The sequence below is a fragment of the Bartonella sp. AP30XZML genome (assembly GCF_042195945.1).
In the GTDB taxonomy this organism is placed as follows: Bacteria; Pseudomonadota; Alphaproteobacteria; order Rhizobiales; family Rhizobiaceae; genus Bartonella.
Genome location: NZ_JBHIPJ010000077.1, coordinates 74,192 through 96,600 on the forward strand (window position 1 = coordinate 74,192; position 22,409 = coordinate 96,600).

14 protein-coding genes are annotated in these 22,409 nt (G+C 37.5%); 6 read left to right on the top strand and 8 right to left on the bottom strand.

The window, feature by feature from the left end:
* Positions 1-6: 6 nt before the first annotated feature.
* Positions 7-2,187 carry an RNA degradosome polyphosphate kinase gene (locus ACFIL2_RS05740; RefSeq protein ID WP_375617782.1) on the bottom strand — a complete coding sequence of 727 codons (2,181 nt, stop codon included), beginning with the start codon at positions 2,185-2,187 and terminating at the stop codon, positions 7-9.
* Positions 2,188-2,512: 325 nt separating this feature from the next.
* Here ACFIL2_RS05740 and ACFIL2_RS05745 point away from each other — a divergent pair, with 325 nt between their 5' ends.
* Positions 2,513-2,761, top strand: a complete 249-nt coding sequence (locus ACFIL2_RS05745; RefSeq protein ID WP_375617781.1) for a zinc-finger domain-containing protein — start codon at positions 2,513-2,515, stop codon at positions 2,759-2,761.
* Positions 2,762-2,813: 52 nt separating this feature from the next.
* Positions 2,814-4,061, top strand: a complete 1,248-nt coding sequence (locus ACFIL2_RS05750; protein ID WP_375680600.1) for an FAD-binding protein — start codon at positions 2,814-2,816, stop codon at positions 4,059-4,061.
* Positions 4,062-4,253: 192 nt separating this feature from the next.
* Here ACFIL2_RS05750 and dnaE read toward each other — a convergent pair whose 3' ends face one another.
* Positions 4,254-7,721 (bottom strand): DNA polymerase III subunit alpha, encoded by a 3,468-nt coding sequence (gene dnaE / locus ACFIL2_RS05755; RefSeq protein ID WP_375680623.1) that lies wholly within the window; start codon positions 7,719-7,721, stop codon positions 4,254-4,256.
* A gap of 402 nt (positions 7,722-8,123) precedes the next feature.
* On the opposite strand from dnaE, the gene recG reads away from it, so the two are divergent.
* On the top strand, positions 8,124-10,232 hold the full coding sequence (gene recG, locus ACFIL2_RS05760; RefSeq protein WP_375639859.1) for an ATP-dependent DNA helicase RecG: 2,109 nt from the start codon (positions 8,124-8,126) through the stop codon (positions 10,230-10,232).
* Positions 10,233-10,587: 355 nt separating this feature from the next.
* On the opposite strand, the gene glmS is transcribed toward recG, so the two are convergent.
* The 5 genes from glmS to ACFIL2_RS05785 all read right to left on the bottom strand — a co-directional run bounded on the left by glmS (position 10,588) and on the right by ACFIL2_RS05785 (position 16,130).
* A complete protein-coding gene (glmS, locus tag ACFIL2_RS05765; protein ID WP_375636832.1) occupies positions 10,588-12,411 on the bottom strand; it encodes a glutamine--fructose-6-phosphate transaminase (isomerizing) in 1,824 nt (607 codons plus the stop codon).
* 172 nt (positions 12,412-12,583) lie between these two features.
* Positions 12,584-13,933: a bifunctional UDP-N-acetylglucosamine diphosphorylase/glucosamine-1-phosphate N-acetyltransferase GlmU gene (gene glmU / locus ACFIL2_RS05770; RefSeq protein WP_375639860.1), complete on the bottom strand. Its 1,350-nt coding sequence runs from the start codon at positions 13,931-13,933 to the stop codon at positions 12,584-12,586.
* 13 nt (positions 13,934-13,946) lie between these two features.
* Positions 13,947-14,732, bottom strand: a complete 786-nt coding sequence (locus ACFIL2_RS05775) for a cytochrome c biogenesis CcdA family protein (RefSeq protein ID WP_375680601.1) — start codon at positions 14,730-14,732, stop codon at positions 13,947-13,949.
* A gap of 46 nt (positions 14,733-14,778) precedes the next feature.
* Complete coding sequence (locus ACFIL2_RS05780; RefSeq protein ID WP_375639917.1) at positions 14,779-15,768, bottom strand: carboxypeptidase regulatory-like domain-containing protein; 990 nt, start codon at positions 15,766-15,768, stop codon at positions 14,779-14,781.
* Positions 15,769-15,806: 38 nt separating this feature from the next.
* Complete coding sequence (locus tag ACFIL2_RS05785; protein ID WP_375639862.1) at positions 15,807-16,130, bottom strand: HesB/IscA family protein; 324 nt, start codon at positions 16,128-16,130, stop codon at positions 15,807-15,809.
* 108 nt (positions 16,131-16,238) lie between these two features.
* Here ACFIL2_RS05785 and ACFIL2_RS05790 point away from each other — a divergent pair, with 108 nt between their 5' ends.
* From ACFIL2_RS05790 to ACFIL2_RS05800, 3 genes are all read left to right on the top strand, one after another.
* The gene (locus tag ACFIL2_RS05790; protein ID WP_375636828.1) at positions 16,239-17,441 is read left to right on the top strand and encodes a deoxyguanosinetriphosphate triphosphohydrolase; all 1,203 of its coding nucleotides are present in this window, start codon (positions 16,239-16,241) and stop codon (positions 17,439-17,441) included.
* 30 nt (positions 17,442-17,471) lie between these two features.
* Entirely contained in the window at positions 17,472-19,229 is a 1,758-nt protein-coding gene (gene argS, locus ACFIL2_RS05795) for an arginine--tRNA ligase (protein WP_375636827.1), read from the top strand.
* Positions 19,230-19,380: 151 nt separating this feature from the next.
* The gene (locus ACFIL2_RS05800; RefSeq protein ID WP_375680602.1) at positions 19,381-21,897 is read left to right on the top strand and encodes an SPOR domain-containing protein; all 2,517 of its coding nucleotides are present in this window, start codon (positions 19,381-19,383) and stop codon (positions 21,895-21,897) included.
* Between the two features lie 176 nt (positions 21,898-22,073).
* Here ACFIL2_RS05800 and ACFIL2_RS05805 read toward each other — a convergent pair whose 3' ends face one another.
* On the bottom strand, positions 22,074-22,349 hold the full coding sequence (locus tag ACFIL2_RS05805) for a hypothetical protein (protein WP_375642999.1): 276 nt from the start codon (positions 22,347-22,349) through the stop codon (positions 22,074-22,076).
* Positions 22,350-22,409 lie beyond the last annotated feature (60 nt).

Sequence of the window (22,409 nt, forward strand, 5' to 3'; positions counted from 1 at the left end):
TGGATTTTAGTCTTTATGTATTTCGGCTTGTTGCCGATGCAACGCAACCAAGCGCGAAACAGAAGACTCAAAAGACTCATTTTCCCCCGCAAAACTTGTATTGGCCATAAAATACTCCTGCGCATTAAATAGACTTTCACCTATCTGCGGTGTAATACGTTTTGATGTTCCATTCTTAAGTATATCAAAGCTTTGTTGATTATCAATGATATTAGCTAACATAATCTGTAAAAGAATTTTTTGACGCACTATTTTATTAAAAACTGGAACCAATATTTCAATACGATAGTCCAAATTACGAGGCATCATATCAGCAGAGCCTAAGTAAACGAGTGCATTTTCATTAGGCAAATCTTGACCATTCCCAAAACAAAAAATGCGACTATGTTCAAGAAAACGCCCGACAATTGATTTTACACGAATATTATCTGAAATTCCTAGAATACCAGGACGTAAACAACATATCCCCCGCACAACCAAATCAATTTGCACCCCTGCTTGACTGGCACGATATAAAGCATCAATAATTTCAGGATCAACCAATGCATTAACTTTCATCCAAATAGCAGCAAACCTTCCCTGTTGTGCATGAACAATTTCTCCCTCAATATGCTTTAAGATACGACCACGCAATGTTAAGGGTGAAAAAGCAATCTTCATTGTTTCATTTGGACGCTCATATTGCGCAATATAATTGAATAATAACGCAACATCATGAGCGATATCATCATCCGTGGAAAAAAAAGAAAGATCGGTATAAGTTTTAGCGTTAATGGGATGATAATTTCCTGTCCCAAGATGAACATAAGAGCGAAGACGTTTTCCCTCACGTCTCACAACCAATGACATCTTAGCATGCGTTTTTAATGCAATAAAACCAAAAATAACTTGAACCCCAGCACATTCAAGATCCCGGGCCCAACGAATATTGGCTTCCTCATCAAAACGTGCTTTAAGTTCTACCAAAGCAGTCACAGACTTTCCCTGTTCAGCTGCTTCAATCAAAGCGCCAACAATTGGACTATCATTTGATGTACGATAAAGTGTTTGTTTGATTTCCACAACATCAGGATCGCAAGCAGCTTGACGTAAAAATTGGACAACAACATCAAATGTCTCATAGGGGTGATGAATCACAATATCATTTTCACGAATAGCCGCAAAACAATCTCCTTTATGTTCACGAATACATTCTGGAACACGAGAAATATAAGGAATAAATTTGAGATCATCACGGGGAATAGAAACAATTTCTGATACCGTATTAAGCGCTAAAAATCCATCAAGAACATTAATACAATTATCAGGAACAGCGAGACTATTCGCTATAAATTGGCGTAAACTCTCTGGCATTTTTGCGTCAAACTCAACTCGAATAACCTGCCCACGGCGCCGCCTTTTAAGAGCAGTTTCAAAAAAATGAACAAGATCCTCAGCTTCTTCTTCTACTTCAATATCACTATCTCGGATTACTCTAAATGTACCAATTTCTTTAACCTCATAGTCAGGAAATACATATTTAATAAAAAGGCAAATAACATCTTCGGATGCAATAAAACGAAAATGATTGCCTTCTTGAGGAAGAAGAATAAAACGCCTTAAAAGCATTGAAATAGACAACAACACTGTGTGTGAGTTCTGATCAGTTTCTCCAGACAATTGAAGCGCAATAGAAAGCCCTAAATTAGGAATAAATGGAAAAGGATGAGTAGAATCAACAGGCAAAGGTTTTAAAACAGGAAAAATTGTCTCAAGAAAATATTTTTCAAGCCATGACTTTTCAATTTCTGAAAGATCATCAGAACAAATAATTTCAATATCATTCTTTTTTAATTCATCACATAAAACATTCAATTCTCGTAGTTGGTGAGCCTGCAGCTTTGAAATCTCAGCTAATACAATATCAAGTTGTTCCTGTGGAGTGTGCCCATCTGCACTGCACGCTGTAACGCGAGCACGAATTTGAGCTGCTAGTCCTGCAACACGAACCATAAAAAACTCATCAAGATTTGCAGCTGAAATAGAAAGAAATTGTAGACGTTCTAATAAAGGATGTTTCGAATTAGCCGCTTCCATCAAAACACGATTATTAAATTGTAGCCATGAAAACTCTCGATTAATAAACCGTACCGGATTTTTCATTGTTATATTCGATATAGAAATTTTATCTACCACCCTCTGTTCCATATATCCTAAATAATTTTCTTTTACATTTTCTAAAATCCCTGATGAAATATCTCACATAATATTTGATAATATGTTATAATTATAATAATATATCAATGCCTAACTTCCCTCATCATTTTTCCATTTAATATTTTAAAATACTTGGAATTATTGCTATGCGCAAAGTACTAAAAGTAAGACAACTATTCTAATATAGCATAAAAGAAGAGAAATTTGTCTTAAAAAGCAGCTTGCATTATTCTACGCTTTATTACAAACTCACGCCTATAAAATAGAAGAGCCCAATCATAGCTGATGAGAAAATTTATTCTGGAGTTTGTACACCATGTCTGATCACAACATTCCTCATTTTCAAAATGACCTTGGATATAAAACAATCGAAATTGGTGTGAAAGAATTTATGTGTGTAGGCGCTACACAACCATTCGATCATCCTCATATCTTTATCGACATGGGAACAGCAGATGAAAAAATTTGCCCTTACTGCTCAACCCTTTATCGTTATGTTCCCTCACTATCATACAATCAAACAAACCCAACAGGATGCTTATATAATCCAGAAAAGCTATTATAATTGCGTTTTTTGGCTTTCTTAATAACTACTCTTTTAATTCTGCTTGTTTAATATGAAATCATTTGTAGAACAATCACCCATCATCGTTGGGGGAGGAATTGCTGGTTTAAGCACCGCTTTAGCACTCGCTCATAAAGGAATTGCAAGCACCATTATCGAAAAGTGTAAACAACTTGAAACGATAGGCGCTGGTATTCAACTGACACCAAATGCAACATCTATTCTTGCTCGCTGGAAACTTCTTAACAAACTCTCTGAAGTCGCGACAATCCCACATTTTTTTGAGTTAAAAGATGGATTATCTTTAAAAATACATCTACGGGCTCATCTTATTAATCTAACAGAAAAATATTGGAAAGCCCCTTATCTGACGATTCACCGCGCGGCTTTACAAAAAATTTTATATAATGCAGTGATTGAAAATCCTTTGATCAAATACAAAGCAGGCGAAACGATTGTATCTTCTACCCAATCTGCAAGCAACATTAAAATCACGACAATAAAAACAGATACGGCAACAGAACAGCTTTATTCAACGCCCCTCCTGATCGGATGTGATGGCGTTTGGTCAACATTACGGCAACAATCTCCTTTTCATGAAAAAGCAAATTTTAGTGGCTTTATTGCTTGGCGTGCAACAACAACATCTGATAATCTTCCTCAAAACTTTCGTTCTTCATTGCAAAATATGAAGACAATTACGGCTTGGATGGGACCAAAAAATCATCTTGTTGTCTACCCCATTCAATCATCAGAAAAAATTTTTAATTTTGTCGCCATTACGCATGGAGAAAATTCAAAAGAAGGATGGGCCCATAAAGGAGATAAAGAAAAACTCAAATCTCTTTTTAAAGATTGGAATTCAAAAATCTTACAAATCTTCGATCATATTGATGAATGGAGCTATTGGCCACTTTTTCAAATGAAACAAAATCGTTTTATCGGTTTAGAGAAACAAGTATTTGTTGGCGATTGCGCACATGCTGCCTTACCTTTTGCAGCACAAGGTGCCGCTATGGCAATCGAAGATGCCGCCACATTAGCAAAAGCACTTTCATTGAAAGATTTTTCATTAACGAAAGCGCTTTCGCTTTACGAAACAATACGCACCCCCCGTATTGCAGCAGTAAAAAAACGCGCAGATTTCAATAGATTAGCCTATCACGCAACCGGTCCCATAGCAATTGCACGCAATCTCATGATGAAAATTCGTACACCAGAGAGCATTATGTCAGATCTCAATTGGCTTTACATGTATGATGCGATGAATTCTATAAAAAATAATGATAAAAACTTATAAAATTCTTCCGGCACTTTGAATATTACGAAAGAACGAGATTTTTTTAATTTTATGACACTAAAAAAATATCATAATTTACTCAAATAAACGCAATATTTTTCGAAATCTACAATCCGATTTTAAAAGCTCAATTTTTAGCTCTCCTAAAAGCAAAAACACCACTCAAAATCAGCTCCCATCTTTAATCTTTCTTTAACTCAATTCTACATCAACAACACCCTGAATTAATTTCATAGCATTTGCGACATGTGAATTTACCTTATATCGCTTAGGAAGCGCAATTTCGACTTCTCGCAATCCATCCTCTTGAATTAAAATAAGCCCAACCTCTCCATTCCCCCCAAGATTTAAATTTTGTTCAATTTGTGGAAGCATATCAACTGTTTTTATAAAGAGACGCATCATTTTATGCTGTTGTAATGATTCATTTTCCAAAGACTGAATTGTTTCAATTCGCAAACTAACTCCTTCAGAACGATTTTCTGCGCTCACCGTAATAATAAAAGATTTTCCGGGTTCTAGCATCTCTTCATAATCCGAGAGTGCCTCAGAAAAGAGAACTGCTTCATATTGTCCACTTGTATCAGAAAAATGAATAATTCCCATTTTTTTACCAGATTTTGTTTTGCGCACGCTTTTTGCCACAACAGTTCCAGCAAGCCGTGCAGCTGTTGCTCCCCCTTTAACGGCATTGGCAAAATTACCCCAAGTCTGAATGCGTTTTTTGTCCAGAATAACTTGATACTCCTCCAAAGGATGCGCGGAAAAGTAAAAACCTATAGCTTGAAATTCTCGATAAAGTTTCTCAGCCGGCAACCAAGGGGTTGTTTGCGATAAAATCAATGGTTCTTTTAATCCGCCTGCCATTCCAAATATATCAACCTGCCCGCTAGAATTGTCATCGAGAATACGAAGTGCACGCGCATGAAGGGTTCCAAGATTGGCTAATAAAACCTCACGTGCAATGTTAAAACAATCAAAAGCACCAGCACAAACTAAACTTTCCATCGCACGCTTATTAACAATACGAGGATCAACACGCGCACAAAAATCTTCCAAATCCTTAAAAATCTTATTCCCACGACAAGAAACAATATGATCTACAACAGTTTCTCCCACACCTTTAATGGCAGCAAGAGAATAATAAATACAGTTATCACCAACCTCAAAAACACGATGAGATGTTTGTATAGAAGGTGCAATAATTTCAATACCCAACCTTAATGCTTCACGCCGAAAATCATTGAGCTTATCTGTATTCGTCATATCATATGTCATTGAAGCAGCTAAAAACTCAACGGGATAGTTTGCTTTCATATAAGCTGTTTGGTAAGAAACAATTGCATAAGCAGCAGCGTGCGATTTATTAAAACCATAATCGGCAAATTTTGCTAAAAGATCAAAGATAATATCAGCTTGATCTTTATCCACACCACCTGCAACAGCTCCATTGATAAAACGCGTACGCTGTTTTTGCATTTCAGCATGAATTTTTTTCCCCATAGCACGACGTAGTAAATCAGCTTCTCCAAGCGAATAGCCAGCAAGAACCTGAGCAATCTGCATCACCTGTTCTTGATAGACAATAACACCTTGTGTTTCTTTAATCAGATGATCTATCTTAGGATGAATAGAAGAAATTTCCTCTTCCCCATGTTTGCGTGCATTATAGGTTGGAATATTCTCCATTGGACCTGGACGATAAAGTGCAACCAGCGCAATAATATCTTCAATACGGTCTGGCTTCATTCCAATCAACGCCTTGCGCATACCAGAACTTTCCACCTGAAACACGCCAACCGTTTCACCACGTGCCATCATAGCATAGGTTGCTTCATCATTCAGAGAAATATTTGATAAATCTATTTTAGTCCCCTTTCTGGCAACAAAATCGACTGCCATTTTCAAAACAGTAAGCGTTTTTAATCCAAGAAAATCAAATTTTACCAGCCCCGCCTGTTCCACATATTTCATGTTAAATTGTGTAACAGGCATATCAGAACGAGGATCACGATACATCGGGACAAGCTCCCAAAGTGGACGATCTCCGATAACAATCCCAGCAGCATGAGTTGAAGCATGACGATAAAGTCCCTCCAACTGAAGTGCTATATCTAATGCGCGGCCAACAACGGGATCTTTTTTCTTTTCCTCTTCAAATTTAGGTTCATCCTTAATAGCATCAGCTAATTCTACCTGGCTTCCTGGTGTGGCAGGAATTAATTTTGTAAGATAATCCACCTGACGATAAGGAACTTCTAAAACACGCCCCACATCACGCAAAACTGCACGTGCCTGTAACTTACCAAAGGTAATAATTTGAGCAACTTGATCACGTCCATATTTTTTTTGAACATATTGAATAACTTCTTCGCGCCGCTCTTGACAAAAGTCGATATCAAAATCTGGCATCGAAACACGATCTGGGTTGAGAAAACGTTCAAAGAGAAGAGAAAACCGCAAGGGATCCACATCAGTAATTGTCAATGCATAAGCAACAAGTGAACCAGCACCAGAACCCCGTCCTGGTCCAACGGGAATGTCATGAACCTTTGCCCATTTTATGAAATCTGAAACGATAAGAAAATATCCAGAAAATTGCATACGCGTAATAACTGAAATTTCATAATCAAGCCGCTGTTCATAATCTGCAATCGTATACCCTTCAGCCAACCCTATTGTTTCAAGCCGCATCTTCAAACCAGCTTTAGCCTGATTTAACAACTCACTATCTTCTATTTCTAAAGTAGTTTCTGAATTAACAGATTGTTCTATAAAACGAGGCAATATCGGTTTTCGAAGAGGCGAGGCAATATGACAACGCAATGCAATTTCAACACTATTTTCCAAAGCTTCTGGAAGATCAGAAAACAGTGTAACCATTTCATCTTGTGACTTCAAATAATGATCTGGCGTCACACGTTTGCGATCTGGATTAGAGACAATTTGTCCTTCTGAAACAGCCATCAGCGCATCATGCGCTTCATACCCTTCTCTTTTCAGAAAAAAGGCTTCATTCGTTGCAACAAGAGGAATTTCATGCGCATAAGCCAATTCAATAAGATCAGCTTCTACACTCCGGTCATAAGAGCCATGCCGTTGTAACTCCACATAAAGACGATCCGCAAAAGATTTTTTCAAATAAATTAAGCGCTCAACAGCGTGTTCTTTTTTCTCTTCCGCCAAAGAAAGATTAATAGGTCCTCCCTTTCCACCCGTTAAAGCGATTATTCCTTCACTGTGTTCTGACAACCAATCAGCTTTAATATGAGGAGGATCAGTATCACACTTATCAAGATAAGCACGGCTCACAAGACGAACCAAATGAGCATAACCGGTTTCGCTAGCTGCCAAAAGAACAATAGAGCAAAAATCAGAAGGATTACGCCATTTAGCCAAACGTGAATGATCATTTTCATCACAAAAATCAACAGTAAGCTGACAACCAATAATAGGTTGGACCCCATGAGAAAGACAATGCTGTGAAAATTCCAAAGCACCAAATAAATTATTGGTATCGGTAATAGCAACCGCTGGTGCATGATCTGAAATCGTCTGTTGAATAATTTGGGGGATTTTTAAAGCCCCTTCGAGCAAGGAATAAGCTGAATGCACTCTCAAATGAATAAAGCGAGGAAGAGAATTTTTGTTCTCTTGCATTTGCATTTTATTTTTTACCACTCTCACAATTTCCCACTACAAAATAAATGCTAAACAGCAGCCCTTATAAAAGAAAAAACTTCTGTTTATCATCAAACTTTAAAGCTATAAATTCATCATCCTACATAGGAGCAATATCCCAATTTTATTAATATTTATAAGAGAGTTCTATCAAGAAAATGCTTCTATTCACAGCAAATAAACACCTAAAATAAAAAGAAAAACAATATACCTCATCTAAGCACTTTAATTTTTGACCATTTAATTGTATTTTTCTTTAAATATTAATTTCTCTTCCTAAAGTTCAATGTGTAAATAAAGCAACCTGCTCTTTATGACTTTATCCCCAAAAAGCTCTTCTAAAGGTCTAGAAAAAACAAAAAGGGCAGGTTAAATTTGCTCATGCCTCCAAGTCTTCTTACCCCACTTTTTAATTCTATCCGAACTCTTTCTGGTATTACACCTAAAGTCTATGGTTTATTGACCAAACTCTTAGATGTTAATCCCACACAACGCGAAGCAACCCTTATTGACCTTCTTCAATTAATGCCCCATTCCGTTATAGACCGCAGAATGCGTCCCAACATTACTTGTGCAAAAGAAGGAGATACTGTTACGCTCGAAATTATCATCGATCAGCATCAACCACCACCCCGTGGTCACAACCGAATTCCCTATCGTGTTATTGCCCATGATCACACAGGAAAAATAAATTTAGTCTTTTTTCATGCTCAACCTCTTTGGCTAAAAAAACAACTCCCCGAAGGAAAAAAAGTCATTATATCAGGAAAAGTTGAATGGTTTAATGGACAGCTTTCAATGGCGCATCCAGACTATATTGCCCCAAGCGAACAATCAAATCAGATACCTCTCATCGAACCTGTCTATCCCTCTACTGCAGGACTAACTGTAAAGACACTAAGACGCGCCATACAAAACGCTCTTGATTTTATTCCTCTTCTACCAGAATGGATAGATAAAAATGTAAAAAAGCAGCAAAATTTTCCTTCTTTTTCTGTTGCTTTACGCCGTATCCATGCGCCCATTAACCCCAATGATCTATCCTTAGAAAGTACAGCACGCAAACGTCTTGCCTATGATGAATTGCTCGCTTGTCAATTGGCACTAGGACTCGTGCGTTTGAAAACTAAATCTCTTGTTGGCACTTCTCGACCATCAACAGGAATTTATACTAAAAAATTGCTCAATATCCTCCCCTTTCAACTCACAACCGGACAAAAAAAAGCAGTAGAAGATATCGCAAATGATCTTGCTTCACCAGAACCGATGCTAAGACTACTTCAAGGTGATGTAGGCGCAGGAAAAACTGTTGTTGCATTGATGGCAATGGCACAAATTGCTGAAAATTCAGGACAATCAGCTTTAATGGCACCAACTGAAGTGCTTGCTAGGCAACATTTTGCCACCATCGCTCCTCTTGCCGAAAAGGTCGGATTACAAACAACGCTTTTAACAGGACGAGAAAAAGGGAAACTGCGGACAAATATCGTGAATGATATTCTGTCAGGTCAAGTTTCTATTGTCATCGGAACCCATGCTCTCATACAAAACAGTGTTACTTATAATAATCTCGCTTTAACCATTATCGATGAACAACACCGTTTTGGTGTCCATCAACGTATCGCTCTTACAGAAAAAGGTAATAAAGCTGATATGCTGGTTATGACCGCCACGCCCATTCCGCGCACACTTGTCTTAACAGCTTTTGGTGATATGGATGTATCTAAAATTACCGAAAAACCAATGGGACGACAACCCATTACAACAGCAACGCTTTCTTTGAAACGTCTTCATGAGCTTATAGAGAGAATCGCAATTGCATTAGAAAAAGGAGAGAAGCTCTATTGGATTTGTCCTTTAGTGGAGGAATCGACAGCTCTTGATCTCACTTCAATTGAAAACCGCTTTGCATTTCTCCATGAGTGCTTTGGAGCACACGTTGGTATGATCCATGGAAAAATGTCTACAGCAGAAAAAGAAGCCGCTATGGCATCTTTTAAATGTGGAAATACACGTATTTTAGTTGCAACCACAGTCATTGAAGTGGGAGTAGATATTCCAGATGCTTCGATCATTATCATCGAACACGCGGAACATTTTGGCCTTTCACAATTGCACCAATTACGTGGACGTGTAGGACGAGGCGATAAAAAATCTTCCTGCATTTTGCTCTATAAAGATCCACTGACTAAAACAGCAGCAACACGCCTTAATATTATCCGCAATACAGAAGATGGTTTTGAAATCGCTGAAGAAGATTGGCGCCTACGAGGCGAAGGAGAGCTTTTAGGTACAAAACAATCCGGAGTCCCAGAATTTCATATAGCAAACCTTGCTGTTCATAGCGATCTTTTGTCAATGGCAAGAAAAGATGCTCGTTTATTTTTACAACACGATCCTCATCTTTCTTCTGAGCAAGGACAAGCTTTACGGTTGCTCCTTTATCTTTTCGGACACAACGATGCTGCACGCCTCTTACGAGCAGGATAACAAAGACCCTCTAATAAAAAACTTAAATATCTCTCTGTTCAAATATGGTTTTTTCTTAGAATTACCCATAAATGATCTACGCAGTCTCTTACCATCTTTATGCTTCATGAACGAATAACAAATCAACTGCATTAAAACAGTAGAAGCAATATTGTGTCTTTTTTACCATTATATTCACATAGCTGATCCATTTTTTGATAGGTAAGAAGATATTTTTTGTTTTATCGTAAAGGATTGAGAAAGAAAAAAACTGTCTACAGCATTCTCGTTCAACAGAGAAAAATGGAAAAATAAGCTTTATTATAAATCAATTTCTTACACTTGATTATTCTTCAAAAGATTCAAAAATATACTTTTATTCAACCGTAACTGATTTTGCTAAATTACGGGGTTGATCAACATCTGTTCCTAATAAAACAGCCGTATGATAAGCGATTAACTGAACAGGGAGTGCATAAATAATAGGAGAAATAAATTCTGGAACATCTGGCAAAGTGATCGTTGATAAGGTCTTAAGAAAAGCCACCTCTGCTCCTTTTTTATCGGTTATTAAAATAATACGACCATTACGCGCTACCACTTCTTGCATATTAGAAAAAGTTTTTTCAAACCACCGATCATAAGGTGCAACAACAATAACGGGTATTGTCTCATCTACCAGAGCAATTGGTCCATGCTTTAATTCACCTGCCGCATAACCTTCAGCATGAATATAAGAAAGCTCTTTCAGTTTAAGAGCTCCCTCCAAAGCAATCGGATAAGAAGTTCCACGTCCCAGATAAAGAACACTTTTTGCATTCACCAAATCACGACAAATACATTCAATTTTTCTCTCTAATTTTAAGACCTCATTTAAAATACGTGGAACTTCTGCCAACTGTTGAACCAGTTTCTTTTCCATTTGAGCCGAGAGATAGCCACGTTGTTTAGCAGCACTAAGAGCGAGTGAAGCAAGCGTTGCCAATTGACAGGTAAAAGCTTTTGTTGAAGCAACACCTATTTCCGGTCCGGCAAGTGTTGGGAGAATAAAATCAGCCTCCCTTGCCATTGTTGATTGCTCTACATTCACAATTGTTGCTGTTTTTACACCCCGCTCACGACAATAACGCAAAGAAGCCAATGTATCAGCTGTCTCACCAGATTGAGAAACAAACAGCGATAACACATCAGACGTTATAGGAGGTTCACGATAACGAAACTCCGAAGCAACATCATTATCAACACTTAAAGCGGCAAATTTCTCAAACCAATAGCGCGCAACTAAGGTTGAATAATAAGCCGTTCCACAACTCGCAAAAAGAAGCCGATGAATATTTTTCCAATCAATCAAATTCTCAAGCGGTCTAACGACATAATTTCCAAGGTCAAGATAATGCGCCAAATTATGAGAAATCACTTCAGGTTGTTCAAACATTTCCTTGTGCATAAAATGACGATGATTACCCTTAGAAATCAATAAAGCCCCTTCGAGTAATGTCGTCACAGGACGTTTTACCGGTTGGTTGTTAGCATCATAAATTGTAACACCCTCCCGTGTGAGAACAGCCCAATCCCCATCTTCCATATAGCTAATATAATCAACGAATGGTGCCAAAGCAATCGCATCTGAACCCACAAAAAATTCATCTTTTCCATAACCAATTGCCAGAGGTGGACCAGAACAAGCCGCAATCATAAGGTTATCTTCACCTTCGAAAATAAGAGCAATAGCAAAAGCCCCCTGCAGCCTTTTCCAACTGGTACGTATGGCTTCTTGCGGAGAAAGACCATCTTTTAATGCACGCGTTATTAAATGTGCAATAACTTCCGTATCCGTCTCTGTTTCAAAGATACAACCATCCTCTATGAGTTCCTTTTGCAGTTCTACAAAATTTTCAATAATACCATTATGAACAATCGCAAGCTTTTCAGTCACATGGGGATGCGCATTGCGTTCAACAGCAATTCCATGCGTAGCCCAACGGGTATGACCAATCCCTAAACTTCCCTCCAGAGGTGTTTTTTTTAATTTTTCTTCTAAATGAACAAGCTTCCCCTCAGCACGTACACGATAAAGATGCCCATTATGGACTGTTGCCACCCCAGATGAATCATACCCTCTATATTCAAGACGTTTTAACCCCTCAACCAAAAAGGACGTAACACACCTCTTTCCAAGAATTCCAATAATTCCACACATTAAAAAGCTCCAACCCTCATCTTAAGATTTAAATCTTATAAAACAATCCAACAGCCTTTATTTAAAACTATAAATAATAAAATAATTCAAACATGGAGTACGGCAATCTTTAAGAATAAACATCCTATCCATCGTTAGATTAACACGAAACAAAGGAATAGACTGAAAATAATCATTTTTTCTGTTTGTTTTCTAACAAGCGCTCTCGAAATTTTGTCGCATAGCCCTCTTTTATAACCTGTCGTGCACGCCCAAAAGCCATACTGTTCATAGGAATATTTTCAGTAATAACACTTCCTGAAGCAACATAAGAGCCATCCCCTATTACCAATGGGGAAACAAGTGCCGTATTAGACCCAACAAAAGCATGATCACCAATTATGGTTTTATATTTATTAAATCCATCATAATTACAAGTAATCGTACCAGCTCCAATATTGGTATGTGCACCAATTTCGGCATCACCAATATAACTTAAATGATTGATTTTAGAAGATTCTCCTACCTTAGCTTGTTTGACTTCACAAAAATTTCCAATCTTTACGGACTTCGCCAACTCTGTTCCTGGACGCAAACGTGCATAGGGACCAATCTGTGCATCCTTACCAACCACAGCACCCTCGAGATAACTAAATGCATGAATAACAGCACCAGATTGTACTTTTACGTTTAACCCAAAATAAACATTTGGTTCTATCACCACCCCTGGTTCAATTTCTGTATCATAAGAAAAATAGAGTGTTTCTGGCTTTAAGAGTGTAACACCCGATAACATTAAATCGCGCGCTTTACGTTTTTGCCACAAAGAATCAGCCTCAGAAAGCTCAAGACCGTTGTTAATTCCTACAATATCTTCAAAAGGAACTTCAACAACACGCACATCTAATCCTTCGCGTGTTGCAAGAGAAGCAATATCTGTTAAGTAATATTCTTTTTTCACATTATTATTACCAACTTTCTCTAAAAGAGAAAGTGCATGTTTTCCACGCATAGCGAGTATTCCACCATTACAAAAAGAAATCTTTTTTTCTTCATCGCTAGCGTCTTTTTCTTCTACAATTGCAATCAATTGACCATTTTTCTCGAGAAGACGCCCATAACCTGTTGGATATTTGGTATGAAAACCTGCAAAAACAACATCTGCTCCATCAGCAAGCTGTGCACGCATTTGGTGCAATGAATCTTGCTGAATGAGAGGAGTATCCCCAAAAACAATGAGCACATCATCCACCTCCTTTTGCAAAGCTAAACGAGCAGACAAAACAGCATGGGCAGTTCCTAAACGCTCTTTTTGTTCAAAAATCATTACATCTTTTACAAATGACTGAACAACGTGCATAACCTCCTTAGCACCATATCCCACAACAACCGCTAATTGTGAAGAGCCTGCCAATTCTATTTGTTTTAGAACATGGCATATAAGAGGCAATCCAGCAATTTTATGAAGTACCTTAGGCAGAGACAATTTCATGCGCGTCCCCTCACCTGCGGCAAGAACAATAGAAAGACAACTTCTAACCATAAAACACATAAGACTAACGAGAAAATCCAAAAAAATTCATAATACTGTGCCAACGAATATCTTCAATATAACTCAACGAAGGATAATGTTCTAAAAGCCAAAATGAAAGATCCTGCATAGAACCTGTTAAAAACAAAATCCCTGTAAGAATAAGAAAAACACCAATGATTTTTTCAACTTTTCCTAAATGAATACGAAAAGCTCCTAAAAATCGCATAAAACTGCTCGAAAATAAAGCTGCTAACATAAAAGGAATAGCAAGACCTAATGCATAAACCGCTAAGAGAACAGCTCCCTCTCCCACAGTTTCTTTTGTTCCAGCAAGCGTTATAATAGGACCTAAAATAGGGCCAATACACGGTGTCCAACCAAAGGCAAAAGCTAAACCGATAATATACGCGCCTAAAGGACCAGCAGGTGTTTTTTGGGTCTGAAAACGCGCCTCACGAAATAAAAAAGCGATCTTGAAAATCCCCCAAAAATTTAAACCAAAAATAATAATGACAATTCCAGCAGCAAGGGCAAACCAATCACGATAATAACCGATGAATTTCCCAATTGTACTAGCACTGGCACCTAAAGCAACAAAAACAGTCGTAAACCCAAGAACAAAAGCAATAACAGAAGATAATAAAGCCCACCGGATAAAGACTTTCTCATCAGGCTTTTCTGAACGAAAATCATCAATACCAACACCTGCCATATAGCACAAATAAGGAGGAACTAATGGCAAAACGCAGGGCGACAAAAAAGAGAGTGCCCCAGCAAAAAACACACCAACTGTTGAAATTTCAATCAAAACTCATACCCCGTCTCTCTTCATAGTTTACCCCCATGAACAACAATCAATCCACATCTTCATCAATTCGTTGCATATTTTGCTCATTCGCCACCACACTTATATCTTCGTCATGACCAGAAACGACTGAAAAAACTTTTTGATAGATTTTATCTTTATTTTTAGCAATTGCAATATACTCTCCCTCCGCTAACACGAGTGAAACATAAGCACCAACTGTTTCATAAACGATATCACCAGAATCATTGGCAAGAGACCAACTTGTATCTGCAAGCGCTTCCCCTCCTTCTTGTCGTACCAGCTTTAAGACAATCTGAGCAGCCTGATGTTCAAGGGTAACTTCTGTTATTTTACCAGCATCCACTTGAATATCGGAACGAGCCGTCGCATTAATAGAACCATAATGGGAAGCAACATGGTAGCGGCCAGCTTTTAAACGCACAACTGATTGGGGTTTAACATTTGATAAAATCACCCCCGTATCATCATTTTCTTTTTCATCCTCATAAATAGTAAAACGTAATTCCTTTTCATTCATTACACCATTGAGCAGTGTTGCATTTAAAATGACTCCACCAGCCTCAAGATTAAAGTTTTTTACAAGACTCTGTCCATTTTTTAAACGAATATGGCGCACAGCACTCATATGACCAAATGAGACATGAACAAGATAATTTCCTGGTTCGAGATCAAAACGCGCACTTCCCCCCTTATAGGTTGCCACTAATGGTAATTTATTATCAATCCCTAGAATAGGGGCATAAACCCGCCAGACAAGCCCTTTTTCAATATCCGGATGACTATTTGTTAATCGAGCATTCAAAATGAGTTGTGTTTGAGATGCTACATTTTCTTTTTCCTGCTCTTGAGACTTTACAATAAAACTCCTTGATTGTCCCTGCTGCTGATCTTTCCCTTCTCCTTCTTCAGAAAAAGCACAGTGGCTCCAGATCAATAAAGTAAGCACCACGCACAACCATACACATCGGTGCACTATTTTTATAAGAATACCCATTCTCACATTGTTGACCAACATGATATTTTTTTCAAGAAACAATATCACAAAGCCATCATTTAAATTGAGAAACTTACACCACAACCACACGATGAAACAGCATTGGGATTGTGGATTTGAAAAGACTGCCCCATAAGATCATCAAAAAAATCAATCTCAGCTCCTTCCATAAAAGGAAGTGATAGTAAATCAATAAACACAACTGCCCCGTCTTTTTTGAGGACGAGGTCATCTTCACACATTTCAGAAACCAAGTCATATTTATAAGAAAAACCAGAACACCCACCACCTTCAACAGAAATACGTAATGCTATTTTATCGGGTTCACGCAAAAGTATCTGTGCAATTTTTTTGGCAGCAACATCTGAAATTTTCACATTCATTTTATATATCCTTGCATTAAACCATCAAGAAAGAGTATCCCATACTCAAAGAGCAGTTTATTTGTCATAAACCACTCTCAATTTTAAGATGATAATGGGCAACTTGCAATGGATATAGGCAATATCAACTTTAATTACCAATCTCGAGCAGTGTACAGTGCTCATCCGCAAACAAGCCGTGGTAGATTATTCCATGAAACGATGAGTACCACACGCTCACCTTTTCAACGAGATAGAGATCGTATTATCCATTCTAATGCATTTCGACGTCTTAAACATAAAACGCAAGTATTTATTGCTGACGAAAGCGATCATTATCGTACTCGCCTAACCCATTCCATAGAGGTCTCTCAAATTGCAAGAACATTAGCCCGTGCCCTGTGTCTTGATGAAGACCTTGCCGAAGCCATTGCCCTTGTTCACGACTTTGGACACACGCCCTTTGGCCATGCTGGAGAAGATGCACTTAATGAAGCCATGGTACATTATGGCGGCTTTGATCATAATGCACAAGCATTACGCATTGTCACAAAACTAGAACAGCGCTATGCAAATTTTGATGGACTTAACCTTACATGGGAAACCCTCGAAGGACTTGTAAAGCATAATGGTCCCCTTTTAGGTCCTCACGCGAAGAATAAGGAAGTTCCTATCGATATTTTACAATACAATGCAGAGCAAGACCTTGCACTCGATTGTTTTGCAGGACTAGAAGCGCAATGTGCTGCTATTGCAGATGATATCGCATACAATGCGCATGATATTGATGATGGTCTACGTTCGCAATTTTTAACACTTGATCAATTTGAACATGTTTCACTAACAGCAGCAATATTAAAAGATATAACAGATGAGCATCCCCACCTCGACCAAACGCGTCGCGGTTACACACTTGTACGAAGACAAATAACAACCATGGTTGAAGATGTTATCAAACAGTCACAAAAAAATTTAGCACGCATCAAACCAACAAGCATAAACGATATTCACCAAGCAAAACAAACTATTGTCACCTTTTCACCGACAATGACCGTTTATGAAAAAGAACTAAAAAACTTTTTATTTAAAAATCTTTACTACCATGAACAAGTTCTTAGTCGTCGCAATGCAGCAAAATGCATTGTACAAAAATTATTCAATTGTTATTATGAAAATCCAAATACAATGCCTGAAAGTTGGCAGAGCAAAACAGTGCACTTAAAAAATCAAGAGTTAGCACGTTTGATTGCTGACTTTCTTTCAGGCATGACGGATCACTACGCTCTACGTGAATATCAGCGTTTATTTGACCATACAGATAATTTCGTCTAATGGCTTTTGGCATCATCATGGAAGCTAAATATGAATATCTTTAAAAACTTCGAAAAAAAAATTAAGAGATCAATTGAATTATCTGATATAAAAGGAAAAAATGGAGAAGATCTAGATTTATCAAAAATCACTGTTGATCCTCCGCGTGATTCATCCCATGGTCATTTATCAACCAATGCTGCTATGGTGCTTGCAAAATCTATTGGAATCAATCCACGTGCACTTGCAGATAAAATCATAGAACTTCTTAAAAATGATTCCTCTATCGAAAATATAGATGTTGCCGGTCCTGGTTTTATAAACATAAAGCTTACAAAATTATTTTGGCAAGATGCTATAAAATCCATGCTTGAATCAGGCACTTCTTATGGTCGTATCCCAATGGGACAAGGAAAACGCGTCAATGTTGAATATGTCTCAGCAAATCCGACAGGACCAATGCATGTAGGACACTGCCGCGGAGCGGTTGTTGGGGATGTTCTCTCCAATTTGCTACAATTTACGGGCTATAACATTACGAAAGAATATTATATCAATGATGCTGGTCAACAAATCGAAGTCCTCGCCCACTCTGTACTATTGCGCTATCGTGAGGCTCTTGGGCAAGAAATTAATGAAATTCCAGAAGGGCTCTATCCTGGAGAATACTTGATACCATTGGGACAATCACTTGCTCAAGAGTTTGGTGACCAACTCCTCACGATGGATAAAGATGAAGCCTTATCTCTTGTGAAAGAACGTGCAATTCATGCAATGATGTCCATGATTCGCGAAGATTTGGCTGCTCTTAATATTTATCATGATATCTTTTTCTCTGAGCGAATGCTTTATGCAGATAATGCACGCGCCATTCGTAACACCATTAACGACCTCACTTTAAATGGTTATATCTACAAAGGAAAACTCCCCCCTCCCAAGGGACAAAATACAGAAGATTGGGAACCAAGTGAACAAACTTTGTTCCGTTCAACAAATGTTGGTGATGACCAAGACCGTGTTTTAGTCAAATCTGATGGTTCTTACACTTATTTTGCTGCTGATGTTGCTTATTTTCGGGATAAATTTAATCGTCATTTTGATGAAATGATTTATATTCTAGGCACAGACCATGCTGGCTATGTAAAGCGGCTAGAGGCAATGGCAAAAGCAATTTCTGGGGATAAAGCTAAATTAAGCGTCTTCTTATGTCAATTGGTAAAACTTTTTCGCAACGGTCATCCTGTACGCATGTCAAAAAGAGCGGGATCTTTTGTCACTCTACGGGATGTTGTCGAAGAGGTTGGGCGTGATCCTGTGCGTTTTATGATGTTATACCGTAAGTGTGAAGCACCTCTTGATTTTGATTTTGCAAAAGTAACAGAACAATCAAAAGATAACCCCATCTTTTACGTACAATATGCAAGTGCACGTTGTCACTCAGTCTTTCGTCAAGCACAAGAAGCGCTTCATATTAAAAGCTTTTCAAATGATACATTAATCGCCCATCTTCATCGATTAACAGATGACCATGAAATATTGTTAATACGCAAACTTTCTGAATATCCACGTATCATTGAACAGGCCGTCGTTCATAAGGAACCGCATCGATTAGCGTTTTATCTTTATGACCTTGCTTCCAGCTTTCACACCCATTGGAATAAAGGGAGTGAAAATCTCAATTTACGCTTTATTCAACCTGATGATAAAGAGTTATCCTTTGCAAGATTGGGGTTGATACAAGCTGTTATCAATATTTTATCATCAGGACTTACCATCATAGGAGTCGAAGCACCAATAGAAATGCGTTGAAAAAGTTCTATAAATACATACAATAGGTACTCTATTGATAAACTTTTTCATGTATCCTTGCATGAGAGGGGGAAAATTTATAATTTTAATATAACAAATCAAAATCAACCATTGATTGCACGCAGATGCAAATCACCATGTGAGAAAAGCTATGAGCGATAACGATCGCAAAAATCTACACGAAACAAAACACGATCATGAACACCATGATCCTTTGGAAAGGCTTACGCGCATTTTTAATCCGCACAAACAAAGCGGAAACCAAAATGAGCAATCTTCTTTACAGACAGATCGATCAACATCTCACCCCGAAACATCATCCCATGATGATGATTTTGATTTGTCCTTTCTAGAAGAGGAACTTGAAAATAATTTAGCACATGACTTACCGCTTGATGATCAAAAAAAACAATGGGACTTGCGTGCAACCAGCAACGCAACAGCCTCAGATATTGCACAAACTGTTTCTTTCAACCATTCAAAACAAAATAATTTATCTGAAGAGAAATATTCTTCACCTAGCAGTCATGATGAAGAACAAATTTTAGATGAGCTTTCTCCATTACCAATCCCAAAGAATCAATCCCCTCAAGAGAAAACAACAGCAACCAGTGCTGATCCGTTTCTTAAAAAAAGTAACCTTATTTCACAATCAGAATCAGAAAATTTCTTTTTTGATAAATCTGAAAGGCGCGAAAATAAGAAAGAGATTCCAGAATCTGTTGAACAAACCAATCGTTTTTCACAAACAAATTCACAACAGCCTAAAACTACGGATATACAACAAACTTATGATGACAATCAAAACCTCTATGACACTCCTGTAAACCATCCCTATAAAATTTCAGCTGATCAAGAAAATTGGATCAAAAAAGATTATCCTGATGTCTCCTCTTCTACAGAGGCAAATGAGTTTTTCTCATCTTCTAATCTTATGTCAGAAAGACAAAACACTGCAAGAAATCAAACAAGAAGTACCTTCTCCTCACCTTTAGATTCTCCACCAGTTGATAGACAATCTTATTTAAAGGGGGCTTCACAAGAAGATCATACAACCAATTATCCCCATTTTTTTGCAGAAAACCCCTCACAACAAAAAACTTATGGCGAAAAAGTTCCGATATATGATGAGGCTCGAGCCCAATACATCAATAACGCCGAAGGTGCCTCTAACCCAAATAGAGAAATTTCATATAATGAAAATAATTTAGATGAGTTTCTTTCCTCATCCCCCTCTTTAAATACAAAACAAACGGATGGCTTTTTTGCCCATAACTATACGCACAGAGATACTCCCCCTCCCAATGTTGATACTTATAAATTTTCAGAGGAAATCGTAGAAAAAACTGGTCCTATTATGGTTCCAGAAGTCCCGTATGAAGCGCCAGAATATGATGTGCCAACTAGTGGTGGTTTAGAAGAAGAATTTGCTGATGTACTTAATGTAGGAAATGTCCAAACGGATAATTTTTCTCAAAAACAACAGAAAAATGAAGTTTTTAGTGAAGTTTTTCATCAGTCTATGCAAAATTCAAAAGAAGGTGTTTATGTAAACTCTAAAGAACAAAATTCCGACTATTTTTCTTCTGACAATATGGAATATAATTTTCCCCCTTTTAGCGAGAATTCATCATATACAAGCTCAGATGAGGTTCCCACGCATCCACCAGCTCCTCCTCCCTTAAAAAGTTTTATTTTTAGTAAAACTTTCGTTAAAGGTATTTTTATACTTATTTTAATAGGAATTGGGTTTTCTGCTTATTCGCATTTTTTTATGCCATCACAAAAAAATGAAGAAACGGTCATTATCCACGCTGATAATACGCCTTTTAAATTCAAACCAGAAACAACTGAAACGAAAAATGATGTTGCACATAATTTAGATATCTATAAACAAACAACTGAACAAAATGAGAAACAAGAAAATACACAACAATTTCTTATTGATAACTCTGAACAACCTGAAAATTTAAAAGAATTAAACCCTGAAGAATCTTCAAACATTTCCTCATCGTCTTTAAATGAATCTGATGTTGAAGATGCAGTCACAGAAGCTATAAATCATACTATTCCAATGCGAGAAGTACAAACTGTTATTGTCAATCAAGATGGTACAGTTACACTAGCCCCCGCGCATCAAACAAACAGCAAAACTGCTGCTCAATCTGAAGAAAGCATTGATCAAGCTTCTAATGAACTTCAAGATTCGTCCCTTGTTTCGTCGCATAATTCTGATATAAACGACCAAGAAAGAGATCATGATCTTAAAAATAATATTGATAAAATAATCGCAGAAAATAATTCTAGCTCAAATATTGAAGAAAAATTTATCCCTATTCCTTCTCATGCAGAAAGAAATACACAAGTTGAAACACCAGCCGCGTCTCGCCCCATATCACCAAACAGAGTCGCAGCACAAAATTCAGAAAGTTATTACGTACAACTTGCATCTCAGCCAACGCATGAGCTCGCTAGAAGTTCTTTAAAAAATATGAAATCTAAATTTGGATTCCTTATCGGTGCCCGTTCTTTAAATATTCAACCCGCTTTTATACCAGGAAAAGGCACTTATTACCGTGTTCGGATTCAAACACAAGACCGTAATGAAGCCATAATCCTTTGTGAAACCATTAAAAGTTCTGGAGGAAGTTGCTTCATCACGCGCTAAACCAATAATGCAACGGTTATTAAAACCGTTGCATTATTTATTTCCATACCATTTAATTACTTATCAAAAACTTCAGAAATTAAAATCGTCTAATCTTTTTTATGTCTTTGCGCTGACTTTATTCTTTAGTCTACGTCGATTTTCGTCCTATCTAAAAGATTATATTTATAAAAAAATCACTCCGTACCCTTATAAGTATAAGGTACAGAAGGAAGCGAATTTAAATCTTTTTTGGGCGTTGTTACGCTTTGGCTTGTTTCTGGAGTATTATAACGCGAACTATGTTCAGGAGATTTTGCAAAAAAAGATCCTAAAAAACCAAAAACAAACCAGAGAATAACGACCGCAAGAAGAATAGCAAAAATACCCTTAGCAATTGAAACACGTTGTTCACTATCTCTTCTTTCTGCTGCCATACGTTCTTCATATGTGCGATAATTTTTATCAATCATAGTAGATTCCTTTTCTCAATTCCCTTACCTTTTAATTTCTAGACAATATGCATATATGAA